Genomic DNA, 15,005 nt, shown 5'->3' on the forward strand with positions numbered 1-15,005 from the left:
GCAGCACTTTTAATTCAGTTCAATAAAATCTTCAATTTTTATCTCTTCCAAAAAATGAACATCATGCGAAACCACAATTAAAGTTCCTGTATATTCATTAATTGCAGTGTTAAGGATTTCGATATTTTGAATATCAAGATTATTTGTAGGTTCGTCTAGAATGATAATATCAGGAGCTTGATTATTAATTGTTAAACAGCAAAGCATTAAACGCATTTTTTCTCCTCCGCTTAAAGCAGCACAAGGTTTATTCCAGTCATTTTGCGAAAACAAAAACTTGTTGAGTTTCATTTTGATATCATGTTCCTGTAAACCTGATGAATTAAATTTCTGAGCCTGCTCATAAACCGTAATTTCGTTTTCTATAAGCGAATAATCCTGATCGATATAAATAATCTTCGAATCAGCTTTTTGAAAAGTTCCAGTTTTGGGCTTCAATTCGCCCATGATAATTTTAATTAGTGTCGTTTTTCCAGAACCGTTTAAACCTTTTAGTGCTAAACGCTGACCACTCAGAATTTGAAAGCTTAGCGGGTTTTTCCATAGAGACTGATTTTCGTAACTGTGATTAATTTCAACTGCTGTAAAAAGTGTTTTTCCTTTATGTAAATTCGTTTTGTCAAAACCAAATTTCATTTGATCAATATCCGGTAAAGACGATCGCAATTCTTGTAAATCTTTTGAGATTCCGCCAATTTTTTCAGCATGAACACCTTTCGTTTTTGCCGTGCTGTTTTCGGCATTATTGCGTAAAGTATTCATCATAATTCTGGAAACCCCGGCTTTCTTTTGTTTCTTTTCACCGCGTGAATCCAGTTTGTTCTGACGTTCAAGAGTTTCGCGTTCTTTTTCTTTCGCTTTGCGCAAAGCCTTTTCTTTGCTCTGGATATCCTGACTTAAAGCATTGTTTTCTATTCCTTTTTGTTCGGCATAAAAATCATAATTACCACCATAAACTGTAATTCCGTGTTTGGATAATTCACAAACCGGATTCAGTAAATTAAGCAGTTTTCGATCGTGGCTCACAACAATTAAAGTTGAAGAAGTGCTTTTTATAAAATTGTACAATAATTCTCTGCCCGAAATATCCAAATGGTTACTCGGTTCATCAAGCAAAACAAGTTCAGGTTCGTGAATTGAAATTCCGGCCAGAAAAACTTTTGTTTTTTGCCCGCCGCTCAGTGTTTCCAATTTCTGATTCAAATTTAAATCCTGCAATTGCCAATATTTTAATGCTTCATTGCAGCGATCTTCAATTGTCCAGTCATCGTTTAAAGTGTTGAGGTTTTCTTCGGAAACAGTTCCGTTAAGAATTTCCTGAAGCGCATTCAGTTTGTCTTCAACCTGCAATGCCTGAGCAATTGTAAGATGATTAAATTGTCCGAATATCTGCGGCAGATAATAAGGTTTAGAATTGGTTTTTAATATTCCGTCGGCAGGTTGTAATTCGCCTGCAATAATTTTTAATAAAGTTGATTTACCAACGCCGTTATTGCCAATTAAAGCAATTTTTTCGTGAGGATTAACTGTAAAGGTAATTTTATCAAACAACAAATCTTTGTTTGAATGAAGGTATGAGATATTCTGTAAAATAACCATGATTTCTTTCTTTAGGAGATAAACAAATATGTAAGCCGATTTTCAGCTTACCTTAAAATTGTCCGAAAGAAATTTTTATTCACATAGAGTTTGTGCGGTTTATTTAGTGATGCAAAGATATAAAAAATATTTTTTAAGATTTAAATACCAGATTACTCAAATTTTAAATTGGCATTTTTTGACATTAAATAGGAGGTAAGCTTTTTGATTTTTCCGTTTTCCATTTCAAAAACATCACAAAAAACGGCATCCAGTTTGCCGCCGTTTTTCATGTTTCCCTGAACTGCACCTTCGGCAATTACAATGTTATTTTCTTCAATTAATTTAATAATCTGAATTGTTGGACTTCCAACAAAATTGTCATTTTCAATCTCTTTGTCAAAAGCTTCTTTGCCCACATGCTGATAAATTCCGGGCATTTCCCAAACAACATCATCAGTAAGGCAAGCAAGGATTCTTGCGTGATCGCTTACCATAAAAGCAGCCATATATTCGTTTACAGTTTGTTTATTTGGTGTCATGATAAGGAATTATGAATCAATAGATTATAAAATTACAATTTTTTGGAATATTTCTAAAATCCCCTTTATTCTTTTGTTTGAGGATAAAAGAATTTAAAAGAATTAAAAACGGCCAAATGCAGGATTGTTCCATGGTTTTCATTAGGAAAATAATCAAAAAAGACCTTAATGTTTTTGCTTTTAGAAGCCTGTATTTTCTCGGCTAATAAATTGGCATCAACTTCCATAACTCTTGGGATTTCGGTTGGAGTTAATCCTTCTTTGCCCACTGCAATATAAATCTCTGTAGGCTGTTTAAAATTTTCCTGAAGAATTTGTGAATCTATATTCAGTATAGAACCATTATCCCACCATATACTTGGGCTTACAATAACATATTTGTTAAAAAGCGATGGTTTTTTAAGCAGTATTTCAGAACTTAATAATCCGCCAAGCGACTGTCCTATAATCATTTTTGATTCAGTTGTTTTGTATTTTTTATCAATAAAAGGCTGTAATTCTTTTTCGATAAAAGCAATAAATTTATCAGAATGTCCGGTTGTTGGAAAACGTTTTTTATCTTTTTCAAGAGTTGTTGCAAAAGTAAAATCTCTTTTTCTGTCCACCGTTGCAATACCTACCACAATTGATTTTGGAACCTGATTAATCCATTCAAAACTATTAAACTGAACTAAACCTGAGATGTGAATAAAATCTTCATTGGCAGAACCGTCTAATAAATAAATTACGGGATATTTTTCTGCATCTTTTGGGTTGTAGCCTTCTGGAAGATAAATGTTCAGGATTCTGTTTTCGCCTAATTCTTTTGACTGTATTTCGTCGATAACGCCTAATACAAAAGGTTTAGCTGTTTCTGTAGTTTTAGATTTGTTGTTTTGGCTGAAAAGGAAAGGGGAGGATAAAATTAAAAGTGTGATTAAAAATTTGTTCATTGATTGAAGTAAAAATGATTTGTAAAAAGAAAGACGAAAGTTACAATTTATTTTTTGCAGCTTTCGTCTTTTATAGCATTCAAACTTATTTATTTTGCTTTTTCTGCAAAAATTTTGTCTAATCCTTCCATTGCAATGGTGAAACCTTCTTTGAAGCCCATTTGAATAATCATTTCCAAATCAGATAGTTTTTCGTGTTTTATTACAACATCAACGAAGGTAGAACCGCCTTGTTCAGAAAAATTTACATTCCAGTCTGAACGCGGAAATTCGGTATTTAAATTTCCTTCACTGTCACTGAATGCATCCAGATATTTAAAATTAGTCTTCGGGCTGATAGAAGTAAAATCGGCAATTGCCCAGTGTTGTTCGCCTTCTGGCCCAATCATGGCATAAAGTCTGCGTCCGCCTTCTTTAAAATCCATCCTTTTTGTTTTGGATTTCCACGGAGCCGGTGCCCACCATTGATCTAAAATTTCTGGTTCTGTCCATGCCGACCAAACGTTTGCTAATGAAGCATCAAATTCACGTTTTACATTTACAGTACTATTTTCTTTATCTACAGTAAAATTCATTAAAAGATTTGATTTCATAATTCTCTCGATTTTAAATTCATTATTACTTTATTAAACTGTTATTTTCTTGCTTCAAAGATTTTATCCAAAATTTGCATTGTCGCTGTGATTCCATCTTTGAAACCCATTTCGATTAATTTTTCCATTTCTTCAAAGCTGTCTCGTGTTATGGCAATGTCTACAACTGTCAAGTCGCCTTGTTCTGAAAAGGTTAAATCCCAGTATGAACTTGCAAAAGCAGAATTTGGTTTCCCTTCGGCATCACAAAAAGTAGAAGAATGTTTAAAATTTGTTTTTGGAGAAATCGAAGTATATTCAAAACAACTCCAGCGTTCTTCGCCTTCAGGACCAACCATGGCATACAATCTTTTTCCGCCTTCTTTAAATTCCATACTTGTGGTTTTAGATTTATACGGAGCCGGCGCCCACCATTGGTCTAAAATTTCAGGTTCTGTCCAGGCTGACCAAACATTTGATAACGATGCGTCGAATTCACGTTTGATGTTTACAGTCTTATTTTCTTTGTCTACAGTAAAATTCATTAACAGGTTAGATTTCATTTTCTTTAGATTTTAGATTCATTAATACTTGATCCAGCTGGCTGAAACGGCTTTCCCAGATTTTTTTGAATTGTTCGAGCCATTGGTCAACTTCTTTCATTTTTTCGATTTTGAGCTGATAATAAATTTCTCTGCCCACTTTTTTTTCATCTAATAATTCACATTCATTTAAAATTTTGATATGTTTTGAAACTGCCTGACGTGTAGTATTAAATTGTTCTGCAATAGCATTTGGTGTTAATGCATTGGCAGATATTAAAACTAAAATCGCTCTTCGGGTTGGATCGGCAATAGCCTGAAATATATCTCGTTTCATTTTAAATATAAATTACGCAACTAATCAGTTGCAAATATAAGCAACTTTTTGGTTGCGCAATTCTTTTTTATGATTTTTTTAATTGAGGATTTTTTATAGAAACAAAAAAGGCGCATAAAATGCACCTTTTCCTAGTTTTAATTTAGCTTCTAAATTTATTTTTGACAATAATATCTTTAAGTCTCGCTTTCAGGTCTTCTCCCGTATCATAAACCATTTGTTCATTATTAGGGAACGGAACGGCGCGTTTATTAAAATAAGAGATATAATTGTCTTCGCATGCATTTTTATCGCCTTTGTAAGTCGAATAAATATTTTCAAAAACAAATTCACTGCTTACCGGGAAAGTCTGGATTAACTGATTTGTTTTTATATCAATGTAATCAACTTTTGCTGTAATCTGACAGGATTTAAATTGTCTGAATTCGTAAATATTAGCACGAAGTGTTCTGTAATTATCAACTTTTATTTCTTTGCCTAAACTGTCTTTTACAGGTCTTCCGCGACTGTCTACAAGTGTTTTTACACCATCTTTTATTTGTCTTTCTTTAATGAATTCCTTTTCTTTTATTTGTTCCGGCGAAATTAGAATTTGTCTAAAGTTGATAATCAGGCTGTAGTCGTACACTATATTTTTTTGTCTGGCATTATGATAGACCGTCCATTTATCGTTTAATCCGTAAGTTTTAAAATCCAGTAAGTCTTCCTGAAGTAATTTCGGAATCACCATTTCGGTTTCATTTTTCGCGTAAACATCTACAAAATCAGTTCCTTTAAACTGGGCGTCGTCCATCAGTTTTTTAGTGTTTTTGTAATTTGGGTTGATGCTTTCCAAATACGCAAAATCATCATAGGCTTTTCTAAAATCGAGTTTGTTGTTAGATTTTAAAAGAGCCGAAGCATTTTCATATAAATATTTTGAAAGTGCATTTCTACTGCTTACAATTTGATCTGAATAATTATCAAATGGGAAATAAGCGTTTTTTCCTTGTTTCAATAAAGGCAGAGGCAGTAAAGGGCGAATTTTTTCCTGACGATTATTAAGTTGTAAATATGTATTGTAAATACGTTCTGCATTTGCAGGATTTGCTTCTTTTGTGATCATTTCAAGATTGCGTAAATCTCTGTCTTTGGCTTTTGCAAATGCTTCTTCCAGCAGATAAACATAATCTTGTTTTCCTTTAGAATCTTTTTTGGTTCGGAGTGCTTCGACCGCTCTGTCGATGGCGCCGTCGTAATTTCCGTCACTCAGCATAGATTGTGTTGTTTTAACTCCGCATGACGAAAGAGCTAAAAATAGTATAGAAAATAAAAGGGTAATTTTTTGCATGGCATTCTTTAATTGAAGGTGTAAATATATCTTTTTTAACTTTCAACAACTATGCCTTTTTTAAATATTTTGAAGAGCATAAAGAGGTTTTTACAAGAACGATTAGCCCCGCTTTTGCATTTATATCTTCGATAATATCAGCTCTATCGGGATTAAAATAGATGTGTATTTTTTATAACACATAATTTCGCATAATTTATGGCAGCAGTCAATAAATCATCATCCGTATTTATTTCGCTTATTTCTTTCAGTACAATTAAAGCAAATTTGCTATAACCTTCTTCTAATAAAGCTTCTGCATCAAATTCAGCATCATTTAATGAATTCGATTTTTCGATAGCATCTTTCTGTTTTAAAATACCATTTATATGCTTTTTTATTAAATTAATGCTTTGTGCTTGGTTATTGTCTAGATAGGCTCCAAAAGCTCCCGAAAACATTTTTCTTCTAAATGACAATAAAGGTTTTCCATTTTCATCGCAAACGCTATCATGCAGATCTGCCCAGACTTTTTGTTGCTTTCCTTTTGGAGTCCAGTTAAAAGAAATATTTTCTCTTTTTAAAATTTCTTCACCAAAACTAATTTTCTCAAATTTTAATTTTAAAAATTCTGTTCTTGATAATTCTTTTTCGAGTTCTTTAGAATTTTCTTTCCAAAAGACTTTCCAGGCTGCGACATCTTTTCCTTCGATGAAATCTTTAAAGTATTTTAGATATTTCTTTTCCATTTTTAATCTTCCCAGGTTTCAATTAAATTATCGCTCCATAATTTTTGAGCAAACTCTTTAAAAACTTTGGGGCCTTTTTTGAAGTTTTCATCCAGTTTATATTCACCGCCTATATATTGTTCTTTGCCATTGTCAAGAAGTCCAACAGCAACTTTGCTTTCGCCTCGCATAGCATATTTTTGATTTCCTTCGTACATGATAACCTTCATGTCGCACGGACTCACATCGCCGTGGCAGACAGTTTTGTACATCAGCCATGTTTCGGCAATTCCGTTTTTGTTAAAATCTGTAACCTGAAATGTGTTTTTTACAAACGAGGCTACTATATCTACAGGACAATCTGAAATATAGTCGTAAACTTTCCAGGTTTGTTTTGCTTCATTTCCCGAAACTATAAAATGATACGCAAACAATTCGGCATCAGAGCCATCGGTTTCGTGTTCAAATTTTTTGTTTATATGATAGCCTGTTTCGGTTGTAATCACAATATTATCTCCTAATTTATCTTTCCATCGAACGGCATTTTTAATAAAGCCTTCATATTTTATTGAACTTGGAAATTGTGTAGAATCAATTTTTTCTACCGTTAAAACAAAATCTTTGTCTTCAATTGCTTCTGATTCGGTTTTTGCTGTGGGTTTAATTTCTTCTTTTTTATCTTCTTTACAGCTTGAAAAGAGAATTACAGAAAGTAATACGATGAAAATATTTTTCATAAATTTTATTTTGGCGTTTAAAAAATTAATTTGGGTTTAATTGAGTAAGTAGCTTTTTTATCAATACAATCTGCCCTAAATGATAATAACTGTGTTCGATCATACAGTCAATATTTCTTCTATAAGTACCGTATTTTTCATCAACGAATGGTTCATTGAGTTTTTCATCTGGCATTTGTTCAACAAAAGAAGCAAATTCTTGACTGTCGTTCCAAAACTTCTCTAAAAAGTTGTTCCATTCTTCCTGTGATTGAATAGAAGGAAAGTCAAAACTGAATTTGTCTTTTATATCGAGTGTTCCGCCTTTAAAAACCTGATTAAGTCCTTTAATGTAATAATGAATATGCTGTGCAAGAACTGCAATTGTATTTAAGTTTTGAACAGGTTTTACTGCGATTTTCCAATCCAGATTTTCGAGCTGGAGTTTGTAATTTGTATTTGCAACCCAAGTTCCGTTTAGGATAATTTCTTTAAAACGACTAGCAATTTCTAATGTACTTTTCATATTCAAAATTATTTAGGAAGTTATTTTACAGCTTTATTCCTGCTGAACCCAATCGTATTTACCATTATTTAGGTAAATAATCCCGCCTCCGCAGCTTTCATCGGCGTGAATAAAGATTCCGTCGTTTGGCAGTTTTATTTTGTCTCCTTCTTTTATTTCTTCATCGCTTATAATTTCGCCGTCTTCATTTACATTGTTCCATACAATGTTTCCTTTTGATGCTTTTTCGAATACTCCGGCCCAGTCAATTTCGTCAAAACCCTGATCCAGAATATTATTTCCCATTCCGAAATAATCTGTGCGGTTTCCGTTCCCGAAAATTATTCGCAGACCGCTTTTATCGTTATTTGTACTTCGAACAATTTCTACAGTTTCATTTTTTCCGTCTCCGTCTAAATCGCATAGAATTTTGTTTGTTTTATGTTTTGCAGAAATTACAATTGTATCGAAGTCGTCGTTTATAATTTCATTTTCTTCTACTGTTACAACTGTGTCTTTTAAAGCAGCTGGTGTTTTTTCGGTTGTTGATTCTTTTTTGCAAGAGATAAAAATAAAGGCAGATAAAAGTAAAATTTTGAATTTCATGTTTTTGAATTGCGATTTAGGTGTATTTCGAATCGCTAAAATATAAAAAAAGGTTTACAAGAAAGTTACAGGAAATGAAAATTAGCCGCCGCAATGTGTCTTTGTTGAAATTAGATTGTTCAATAAAAAATGCTTCGGAGAAGCATAATATTTATAACAATGATGTACACGCAGATTTCAAGCTCCAGCGGAGCGATATATATTGTTTAAAATGTGCCGCTCCTCTGGAGCTTTTTGTGTATGGACATGAATTGTGCTATAAATATTGCACTCCTCCGGAGGTTTCACAGTAGATAGAAAATGTATTGTTTATTGCAAAATAGCCTCAATTTTTGTTTCTGATTTTTCTTTAACTGGGCTGTCTGGGCGAAAACTCCAAATAATTAGAAATTTTCCTTTTGCCAAATATTCTTCCGGACGTTCATTGGTTGGCTGGCCGGCTTTTCCCCATAATAATCCCTGCAGAAATCTGTCGCCTTTAAAAACGTGTTCAAATTCAAAATACATAATAGAACCGCTGTCGGCTCTGTTTTTAAAACTTTGAATCTGCTTGCTTTTTACGACTCCCACAATATTACTGTAGGTTTCGATATCTGTATAAAAATTGCAGGCCTGAGGCGTAACACAAATTTGACCGTCGTTTGCTGTATAACCTTTTGGAATTTCTTTTGCTTTTAATTTTAAATCGGCTAAGGTCTGGCTGAAAACATTGGCAGTAAATAACAGGAATAATGCCGACAGGGAAATCGTAATTTTCATTGTTTTTGGTTTTAGATTTGGGTAGTTTTGAATTTAATTTATGATTTTCTAATTTTTATCTGATACACAATTTCCCAAAAAATAATTGAGAAAACAGCATTCGCAAATATGGCGGTTTTAACCTGATACGGATCGTAATCTATAAACAAATGCAGATTGGTAAATTTTAAAGCCAAGAATAGAGATAAAGCAGCAATACCAATAGCCGAGATTATATTTAGTAATACATTCCACTTTAATCCAAAAAAGGCATAAATGAGATTGAAAACAGCAAATCCGCAGCCTAAAGTTATATAAGGATCGGTTTTTAATTTTTCGCCTACCGAAAGAAAAAAGGTTGTAGAAGTAAGGTATAAAAAGAATAGAATTGAGTAAACAAGGATTCGTATTTGTGGTTTCATTTTGTTGTATTTTATTTGTTTATTTTTCGTTTACAAAAAAAGCACAAAATCATAAGATCTTTGTGCTTTTGCTGGATTTTTATTATCGAGGAAATTATTTTCCTTTTAGTAATTTTTCTAAATATTCGTTTTTGTCTTTTTCGGCCTGAACTAGACGTTCGTAAAGCTTTTTGTTTTCTTCATAAGATTCAATCAATTTATCTATTGGATTGAATGTTGGATGAAAGTTCATAGAAGCAGCAATCATTGTAGAATTGTCACTACTACTATTGTGATATGTATTTCCAATAATATTAAATACAGCTTCATCGCTATAATTTTTTATAGCTTCTGCCGAAACGCCTAAAACTTCAGCAATTGCATCTAATTTATCATCTTCAATGGTTTCGCTTCCTTCAATATTTGAAACAGTTTGCTGCGTAACACCAATTGCAAAAGCAAGTGCTTCTTGTTTCATACCTCTAAGCTCTCTGATTCGGCTTATGTTTCTTCCAATATGTTTTGGTTTTGCTGTTGTAGTCATAGCTCAAAGATATTTAAAAAATTTTAGATTTTTTGATCGTTGTAAAAAACAAAAATACTTTGTAAGATACAATTATCATTTGTCGGTTACCCGAAAATCTATTGATTACTTGCGGGAAGTAAAAATACAATTTTTCTTACTTTAAAATTAAAGATTGTTAAATAAAATAAATGCCTAAAAATATAAACAAGAAATTAAATACCGATGAAAAAAAATGAAATGGAAAATGAAGAGAAATTTAGAAAATTAATGTGTTATTATTTTAAAACTCTAAAATCGGCGAATAAAGAAAATGAGCAATATGTTGCCAAAGTTAAATTTTCAAGTTATTATGAACTTGGCTGTGCTATTAGCGAAATGCTAAAACTATGCGTTTTAGGCGTAGATAACGATGTGCATAAAATTTCAGAAACAGATATAAAAACAACTATCAATTTGTCTTTAATTTTAGAAGTTGTACATCAGCTTTTTCCTCTGGATGCATTTGAATTTCTGGATGAAATCGATGAAATGCTTCTTGAAAAAGTTCAAAATTTAAAAGAATAATATACTTGCGTCTCGCTCGTGCCTGTGAAAGTTTTTTTATTGTTGATTTCTTAAGATTATGTTCACGAGCGGGACGCTCGCGCTGGCGGGGGCAAAATAAAAAATCCCATTCACTTTTCGAGAACAGGATTTATGATATGTTACTTTTGAAATTAAAAGCTTAGTTTAAACTCGATTTTATTAATTTCATCTTGTTTTCCAGATTGAAACTCAATATTTTTAAGATTATTAAGTGATGAATCAATAATAACTTTTGAGTCTTTTGTAGTTAATCTTTTAGTTTTAATTGTTTTTTTTACACTCTTCATATTCTTTTCCTTTTAATTAAAAAACCATCATAGTCCTTTTTATAATCAAATGGCTCATCTATGATTTTATTATTATCAATCATTCTTGCACCAAATATATCAAAAGTTTCTGATAATTCCTCTAGATTTAACATAATAGCTCTTTTGTAAGTATTTGTTCTTCTGGCATCACTTCCTCTAAAAAAGATTGTTATTTGCGGATTAACACTTGTAAATTCATATACAGTTTTTACTACAGTTGCTAAAACAATTCTAATATCTCCGTTATCATTTATGATTTGATCATCTATAATATATTTCTTTTTTGATAAATCGTATTTTAAATCTCCAAAACCAAGATTGTATACATTTGAGTTTGTAGTAGGTGAATAAACAACTACTTTTCTAAAATTGCCTTTATGTCCGACACTTACAAAATTGAATACAGTCGATAATTCATTTTTAATAAGAGCATATTTTTTATAATTCATTTACGTGTAAATTTCTTACAAAATTAAAGTTTTTATAAATTTATCTAAATTTTTAGACAAAAATCTGGAATAAAAAAATCCCGCCTCAATTAAGAAACGGGATTAAAGTGATATTCTCTTTTTTTCTATTGTTAAACCGCAGCAGCAATTTCTTGTGGTAACGGAATTTGATTTTTAAGTAAATCTTCAAATGTTTCAGCCTGGCGAATCAAGATTCCCTGACCGTTCATCCATAAGACTTCGGCTGGTTTGTATCTTGAATTGTAGTTTGAAGACATTGAGAAACAATATGCTCCAGCGTTTCTGAAAGATAAAATATCTCCTTCAGTAATTTCCTGAATTCTACGGTTGTTTGCAAAAGTATCAGTTTCGCAAATGTATCCAACAACTGAGTAAAAACGCTCTTTTCCTTTTGGGTTTGAGATGTTTTCGATATGGTGTGAAGATCCGTATAACATTGGACGAATTAAGTGGTTGAAACCACTATCTACTCCAGCAAAAACTGTAGATGTTGTTTGTTTTACTACATTTACTTTTACTAAGAAATGACCTGCTTCGCTCACCAGAAATTTTCCTGGTTCGAAAATCAGCGTTAAGTCTCTTCCATACTCAGCACAAAAAGCGTTGAATCTTTTTGATAATTTTTTACCTAATTCTTCGATGTCTGTTTCGATATCGTCTTTTTTGTAAGGAACTTTAAATCCGCTTCCAAAATCTAAGAATTGTAAATCTTTGAAATGTTTTGCGGTATCAAATAAGATTTCAGCAGCATACAAGAATACTTCGATATCTAAAATATCAGATCCTGTGTGCATGTGAATTCCTACGATGCTCATTTTTGTGTTTTCGACAATTCGCAATATATGCGGAATCTGGTGAACAGAAATTCCGAATTTACTATCAATATGTCCCACAGAAATGTTAGCGTTTCCGCCCGCCATTACGTGTGGATTAATACGAATACATACCGGAATATGCGGGTGTTTTGTTCCGAATTGCTCCAGAATAGATAAGTTGTCAATATTAATTTGTACACCCATTGCGGCAACTTCTTCGATTTCTTCTAGAGAAACGCCGTTTGGTGTAAAGAAAATTCTTTCGGGTTCATAGCCAGCATGAAGTCCTAATAAAACTTCCTGAATTGATACAGTATCTAAACCAGACCCCATGTTCTTTAATAACTGAAGAATCGCAACATTTGACAATGCCTTCATGGCGTAATTAACTCTTAAGTTTTCTACCTTAGAGAAAGCTTTAGTTAACCTATTGTACTGAGATTGGATTTTTTCGGCATCGTAAACATACAACGGACTTCCAAATTGGTCTGCTAACTGCAGTAAATCTTTTGCTTGCATTTTTAAATCATTTTGGGCAAAGTTATTACACTTTTATCTATCAACAAATAATTTGTAGAAAAATAACAAATTATAACAAATTGTTTTATTTTAAACAAAAAGTTGCTTGTTTTGGAATTTTGTAACCTTTTTTAAGGTACTGAGGTACTAAGATGCTAAGGTACTAAGTTTTTTTGGCTCGAATTCGCGAATTAACTTATTCTTAAATGCTGTTGAAATTATTATTTTGCCACTCCCGATAGCTATCTGGATAAAATGATTTGCACAGATTATTTTTTGTTTAGCCACGAATTACACAAATTTTCACGAATTTTTAATTTTAGATTTTTCGCAAAATACTAAAACATAGTCTGTGGTTTCAACCACGGGAAACATTGGGATTGGGCTTAGTCATAGATTGTATTCCCGTGGTTGAAACCACGGGCTATATTGAAATAGAAACCGGCCAGAAAATAAAAATTCGTGAAAATTGGTGTAATTGCTTCGCCAGTTCGCTATCGCTCGGGTCGTGGCTAAGAAAAAATCCTTTTAACCATGATAATCTATGGCTAAAAAAAACAAAACCCCTGAATTATCAATTCAAGGGTTTGTAGTAGTTAGTTATGTTGTTTATCGGAAAAGATTAATAAAATGCAAGGAAAAAAGACTTAGTATCTTAGCATCTTAGCACCTCAGAACCTAAAAAAAATTATAAGCTCGGTAAATCTCCTTTTCCTTTAGTAGGCAAGTTTGTAGATCCCATAAGGAATAAATCTACTTCTCTTGCAGCTTCGCGACCTTCTGAAATAGCCCACACGATTAATGATTGTCCTCTTCTCATATCACCTGCTGTGAAAATGTGAGGCACGTTTGTCTGATAGTTATGCGCTTTGTAATTGCTTCTCATATCAGTTTCGATTCCTAATTGTTCGCTTAATGTTTTCTCCGGACCTGTAAATCCAAGAGCTAATAAAGCTAAATCGCAAGGCCAGATTTTTTCAGAACCTTCTTTTTCGATTAATTCAGGACGCTGACCTGGAGTCATTTTCCATTGCACTTCAACAGTTTTTAATCCAGTTAATTCACCTTTATCGTTAGAAATGAATTCTTTGGTATTGATTAACCAGTTTCTGTCACAGCCTTCTTCGTGAGAAGAAGATGTTTTAAGTTGCAACGGCCAGAAAGGCCAAGGAGTTGATTCGCTTCTTCCAACTGGAGGTTTTGGTAAAATCTCAAAGTTAGTTACCGATTTAGCTCCGTGTCTGTTTGAAGTTCCAATACAGTCAGAACCAGTATCTCCACCACCAATAACGATTACATCTTTACCAGTTGCTTTAACCTGATCTGGAATTGATTCTCCGTATAAAACTTTAGTTTGCTGTGTTAAGAAATCCATTGCCTGAACAACGCCTTTGCTTTCGATTCCTTTAGTTGGCAAGCTTCTTCTTTCAGTTGCTCCTCCGCATAAAACGATAGAATCGAATTGGTTTAATTCTTCAACGCTGAAGTTAACACCAACATTTACATTAGTTTTGAAAGTGATTCCTTCTGCTTCAAGAATAGCTACACGACGGTCGATAATTCCTTTTTCTAATTTGAAATTTGGAATTCCGTAACGTAATAAACCACCAATTGCGTTGTCTCTTTCAAAAACAGTAACCGTGTGACCAGCTCTGTTTAACTGTTGAGCAGCTGCAAGTCCCGCAGGTCCTGAACCAATAATGGCAACTGTTTTTCCAGTTCTTGTTTTTGGTGCTTGTGGTTTAATCCATCCTTCAGCGAAACCTCTTTCTACGATGCTTTTTTCGATGTTTTCGATAGAAACCGGATCTTTGATGATTCCTAATACACATGATTTCTCGCATGGAGCAGGGCATAAGCGTCCTGTAAATTCAGGGAAGTTATTAGTAGATTGTAAAATCTCTAATGCACTCTGCCATTCTTCCTGATGCACCATGTCGTTGAAGTCAGGAATTAAATTTCCTAACGGACAACCACTGTGGCAAAAAGGAATTCCACAGTCCATACATCTTGATCCTTGTTCTTTTAATTTATCTTTTGGTACCGGAATAGTAAATTCGTTGTAGTTAGAAACACGTTCTGCTACTGCTAAATTACTTTCATCGGCTCTGTTATATTCTTTAAATCCGCCTATTTTACCCATGACATTTTAATTAAATCTAAATGATTAAAATTCCAATTACTAAATTCCAAATTCCAATTTTTTTAACCGCAAAGAGCGCAAAGGCTTTTTTAAAATTCTTTGAGAGTTTTAAGTTCGCAAAGCTTTGAGGTTG

At 32.9% G+C, this 15,005-nt stretch carries 18 protein-coding genes and 1 pseudogene; 1 reads left to right on the plus strand and 18 read right to left on the minus strand.

The features are described 5' to 3' along the window. Positions 1 to 9 precede the first annotated feature (9 nt). The 14 genes from abc-f to PQ462_RS05875 all read right to left on the minus strand — a co-directional run bounded on the left by abc-f (position 10) and on the right by PQ462_RS05875 (position 10,050). Positions 10 to 1,599: a ribosomal protection-like ABC-F family protein gene (gene abc-f, locus PQ462_RS05810; protein ID WP_274252707.1), complete on the minus strand. Its 1,590-nt coding sequence runs from the start codon at positions 1,597 to 1,599 to the stop codon at positions 10 to 12. Positions 1,600 to 1,751: 152 nt separating this feature from the next. Continuing rightward, positions 1,752 to 2,120, minus strand: a complete 369-nt coding sequence (locus tag PQ462_RS05815; RefSeq protein WP_012024212.1) for a nuclear transport factor 2 family protein — start codon at positions 2,118 to 2,120, stop codon at positions 1,752 to 1,754. 65 nt (positions 2,121 to 2,185) lie between these two features. After that, positions 2,186 to 3,052 carry an alpha/beta hydrolase gene (locus PQ462_RS05820; RefSeq protein WP_274252708.1) on the minus strand — a complete coding sequence of 289 codons (867 nt, stop codon included), beginning with the start codon at positions 3,050 to 3,052 and terminating at the stop codon, positions 2,186 to 2,188. A gap of 89 nt (positions 3,053 to 3,141) precedes the next feature. Beyond that, complete coding sequence (locus PQ462_RS05825) at positions 3,142 to 3,645, minus strand: SRPBCC family protein (protein ID WP_274252709.1); 504 nt, start codon at positions 3,643 to 3,645, stop codon at positions 3,142 to 3,144. A gap of 41 nt (positions 3,646 to 3,686) precedes the next feature. Then, positions 3,687 to 4,187 (minus strand): SRPBCC family protein, encoded by a 501-nt coding sequence (locus tag PQ462_RS05830; protein ID WP_274252710.1) that lies wholly within the window; start codon positions 4,185 to 4,187, stop codon positions 3,687 to 3,689. Further along, positions 4,177 to 4,503: an ArsR/SmtB family transcription factor gene (locus PQ462_RS05835; RefSeq protein ID WP_012024216.1), complete on the minus strand. Its 327-nt coding sequence runs from the start codon at positions 4,501 to 4,503 to the stop codon at positions 4,177 to 4,179. The genes PQ462_RS05830 and PQ462_RS05835 overlap by 11 nt, the downstream gene beginning before the upstream one ends. A gap of 142 nt (positions 4,504 to 4,645) precedes the next feature. Next, positions 4,646 to 5,833: a hypothetical protein gene (locus tag PQ462_RS05840; protein WP_274252711.1), complete on the minus strand. Its 1,188-nt coding sequence runs from the start codon at positions 5,831 to 5,833 to the stop codon at positions 4,646 to 4,648. Positions 5,834 to 5,985: 152 nt separating this feature from the next. Continuing rightward, positions 5,986 to 6,561, minus strand: coding sequence for a hypothetical protein (locus tag PQ462_RS05845; RefSeq protein ID WP_274252712.1), 576 nt, complete (start codon positions 6,559 to 6,561; stop codon positions 5,986 to 5,988). Between the two features lie 2 nt (positions 6,562 to 6,563). Then, positions 6,564 to 7,277, minus strand: coding sequence for a M949_RS01915 family surface polysaccharide biosynthesis protein (locus PQ462_RS05850; RefSeq protein ID WP_274252713.1), 714 nt, complete (start codon positions 7,275 to 7,277; stop codon positions 6,564 to 6,566). A 25-nt stretch (positions 7,278 to 7,302) separates the two neighbouring features. Next, positions 7,303 to 7,782, minus strand: coding sequence for a DUF1572 domain-containing protein (locus PQ462_RS05855; RefSeq protein ID WP_274252714.1), 480 nt, complete (start codon positions 7,780 to 7,782; stop codon positions 7,303 to 7,305). A gap of 33 nt (positions 7,783 to 7,815) precedes the next feature. Then, positions 7,816 to 8,367 (minus strand): hypothetical protein, encoded by a 552-nt coding sequence (locus PQ462_RS05860; RefSeq protein ID WP_274252715.1) that lies wholly within the window; start codon positions 8,365 to 8,367, stop codon positions 7,816 to 7,818. 309 nt (positions 8,368 to 8,676) lie between these two features. After that, entirely contained in the window at positions 8,677 to 9,126 is a 450-nt protein-coding gene (locus tag PQ462_RS05865; protein ID WP_274252716.1) for a hypothetical protein, read from the minus strand. 38 nt (positions 9,127 to 9,164) lie between these two features. Then, positions 9,165 to 9,527, minus strand: coding sequence for a hypothetical protein (locus PQ462_RS05870; protein WP_121361931.1), 363 nt, complete (start codon positions 9,525 to 9,527; stop codon positions 9,165 to 9,167). Positions 9,528 to 9,621: 94 nt separating this feature from the next. Beyond that, positions 9,622 to 10,050: a helix-turn-helix domain-containing protein gene (locus PQ462_RS05875; RefSeq protein ID WP_274252717.1), complete on the minus strand. Its 429-nt coding sequence runs from the start codon at positions 10,048 to 10,050 to the stop codon at positions 9,622 to 9,624. A gap of 204 nt (positions 10,051 to 10,254) precedes the next feature. Here PQ462_RS05875 and PQ462_RS05880 point away from each other — a divergent pair, with 204 nt between their 5' ends. Next, a complete protein-coding gene (locus tag PQ462_RS05880; RefSeq protein ID WP_274252718.1) occupies positions 10,255 to 10,596 on the plus strand; it encodes a hypothetical protein in 342 nt (113 codons plus the stop codon). Positions 10,597 to 10,748: 152 nt separating this feature from the next. Here the strand turns inward: PQ462_RS05880 and PQ462_RS05885 are convergent, their stop codons facing one another. The 4 genes and pseudogenes from PQ462_RS05885 to PQ462_RS05900 all read right to left on the minus strand — a co-directional run bounded on the left by PQ462_RS05885 (position 10,749) and on the right by PQ462_RS05900 (position 14,872). Next, positions 10,749 to 10,904, minus strand: coding sequence for a hypothetical protein (locus PQ462_RS05885; protein WP_274252719.1), 156 nt, complete (start codon positions 10,902 to 10,904; stop codon positions 10,749 to 10,751). Beyond that, complete coding sequence (locus PQ462_RS05890; protein ID WP_274252720.1) at positions 10,901 to 11,374, minus strand: DUF6934 family protein; 474 nt, start codon at positions 11,372 to 11,374, stop codon at positions 10,901 to 10,903. Before PQ462_RS05890 ends, PQ462_RS05885 begins: the two co-directional genes overlap by 4 nt. 131 nt (positions 11,375 to 11,505) lie before the next feature. Beyond that, positions 11,506 to 12,732: pseudogene (lysA, locus tag PQ462_RS05895) on the minus strand (diaminopimelate decarboxylase); the annotation flags it as partial. Positions 12,733 to 13,417: 685 nt separating this feature from the next. Then, a complete protein-coding gene (locus tag PQ462_RS05900) occupies positions 13,418 to 14,872 on the minus strand; it encodes a glutamate synthase subunit beta (protein WP_274252721.1) in 1,455 nt (484 codons plus the stop codon). Between the last annotated feature and the right edge of the window lie 133 nt (positions 14,873 to 15,005).

Source organism: Flavobacterium sp. KACC 22758 (assembly GCF_028736135.1).
GTDB lineage: Bacteria > Bacteroidota > Bacteroidia > Flavobacteriales > Flavobacteriaceae > Flavobacterium > Flavobacterium johnsoniae.

Excerpts from the sequence above, each read along its gene's own strand:
- PQ462_RS05835 (WP_012024216.1), bottom strand. The coding sequence starts at position 4,503 with ATGAAACGAGATATATTTCAGGCTATTGCCGATCCAACCCGAAGAGCG.
- PQ462_RS05840 (WP_274252711.1), bottom strand. The coding sequence starts at position 5,833 with ATGCAAAAAATTACCCTTTTATTTTCTATACTATTTTTAGCTCTTTCG.
- PQ462_RS05845 (WP_274252712.1), bottom strand. The coding sequence starts at position 6,561 with ATGGAAAAGAAATATCTAAAATACTTTAAAGATTTCATCGAAGGAAAA.
- PQ462_RS05820 (WP_274252708.1), bottom strand. The coding sequence starts at position 3,052 with ATGAACAAATTTTTAATCACACTTTTAATTTTATCCTCCCCTTTCCTT.
- abc-f (WP_274252707.1), bottom strand. The coding sequence starts at position 1,599 with ATGGTTATTTTACAGAATATCTCATACCTTCATTCAAACAAAGATTTG.
- PQ462_RS05825 (WP_274252709.1), bottom strand. The coding sequence starts at position 3,645 with ATGAAATCAAATCTTTTAATGAATTTTACTGTAGATAAAGAAAATAGT.
- PQ462_RS05815 (WP_012024212.1), bottom strand. The coding sequence starts at position 2,120 with ATGACACCAAATAAACAAACTGTAAACGAATATATGGCTGCTTTTATG.
- PQ462_RS05890 (WP_274252720.1), bottom strand. The coding sequence starts at position 11,374 with ATGAATTATAAAAAATATGCTCTTATTAAAAATGAATTATCGACTGTA.
- PQ462_RS05870 (WP_121361931.1), bottom strand. The coding sequence starts at position 9,527 with ATGAAACCACAAATACGAATCCTTGTTTACTCAATTCTATTCTTTTTA.
- PQ462_RS05865 (WP_274252716.1), bottom strand. The coding sequence starts at position 9,126 with ATGAAAATTACGATTTCCCTGTCGGCATTATTCCTGTTATTTACTGCC.
- PQ462_RS05885 (WP_274252719.1), bottom strand. The coding sequence starts at position 10,904 with ATGAAGAGTGTAAAAAAAACAATTAAAACTAAAAGATTAACTACAAAA.
- PQ462_RS05860 (WP_274252715.1), bottom strand. The coding sequence starts at position 8,367 with ATGAAATTCAAAATTTTACTTTTATCTGCCTTTATTTTTATCTCTTGC.
- PQ462_RS05850 (WP_274252713.1), bottom strand. The coding sequence starts at position 7,277 with ATGAAAAATATTTTCATCGTATTACTTTCTGTAATTCTCTTTTCAAGC.
- PQ462_RS05880 (WP_274252718.1), top strand. The coding sequence starts at position 10,255 with ATGAAAAAAAATGAAATGGAAAATGAAGAGAAATTTAGAAAATTAATG.
- PQ462_RS05875 (WP_274252717.1), bottom strand. The coding sequence starts at position 10,050 with ATGACTACAACAGCAAAACCAAAACATATTGGAAGAAACATAAGCCGA.
- PQ462_RS05900 (WP_274252721.1), bottom strand. The coding sequence starts at position 14,872 with ATGGGTAAAATAGGCGGATTTAAAGAATATAACAGAGCCGATGAAAGT.
- PQ462_RS05855 (WP_274252714.1), bottom strand. The coding sequence starts at position 7,782 with ATGAAAAGTACATTAGAAATTGCTAGTCGTTTTAAAGAAATTATCCTA.
- PQ462_RS05830 (WP_274252710.1), bottom strand. The coding sequence starts at position 4,187 with ATGAAATCTAACCTGTTAATGAATTTTACTGTAGACAAAGAAAATAAG.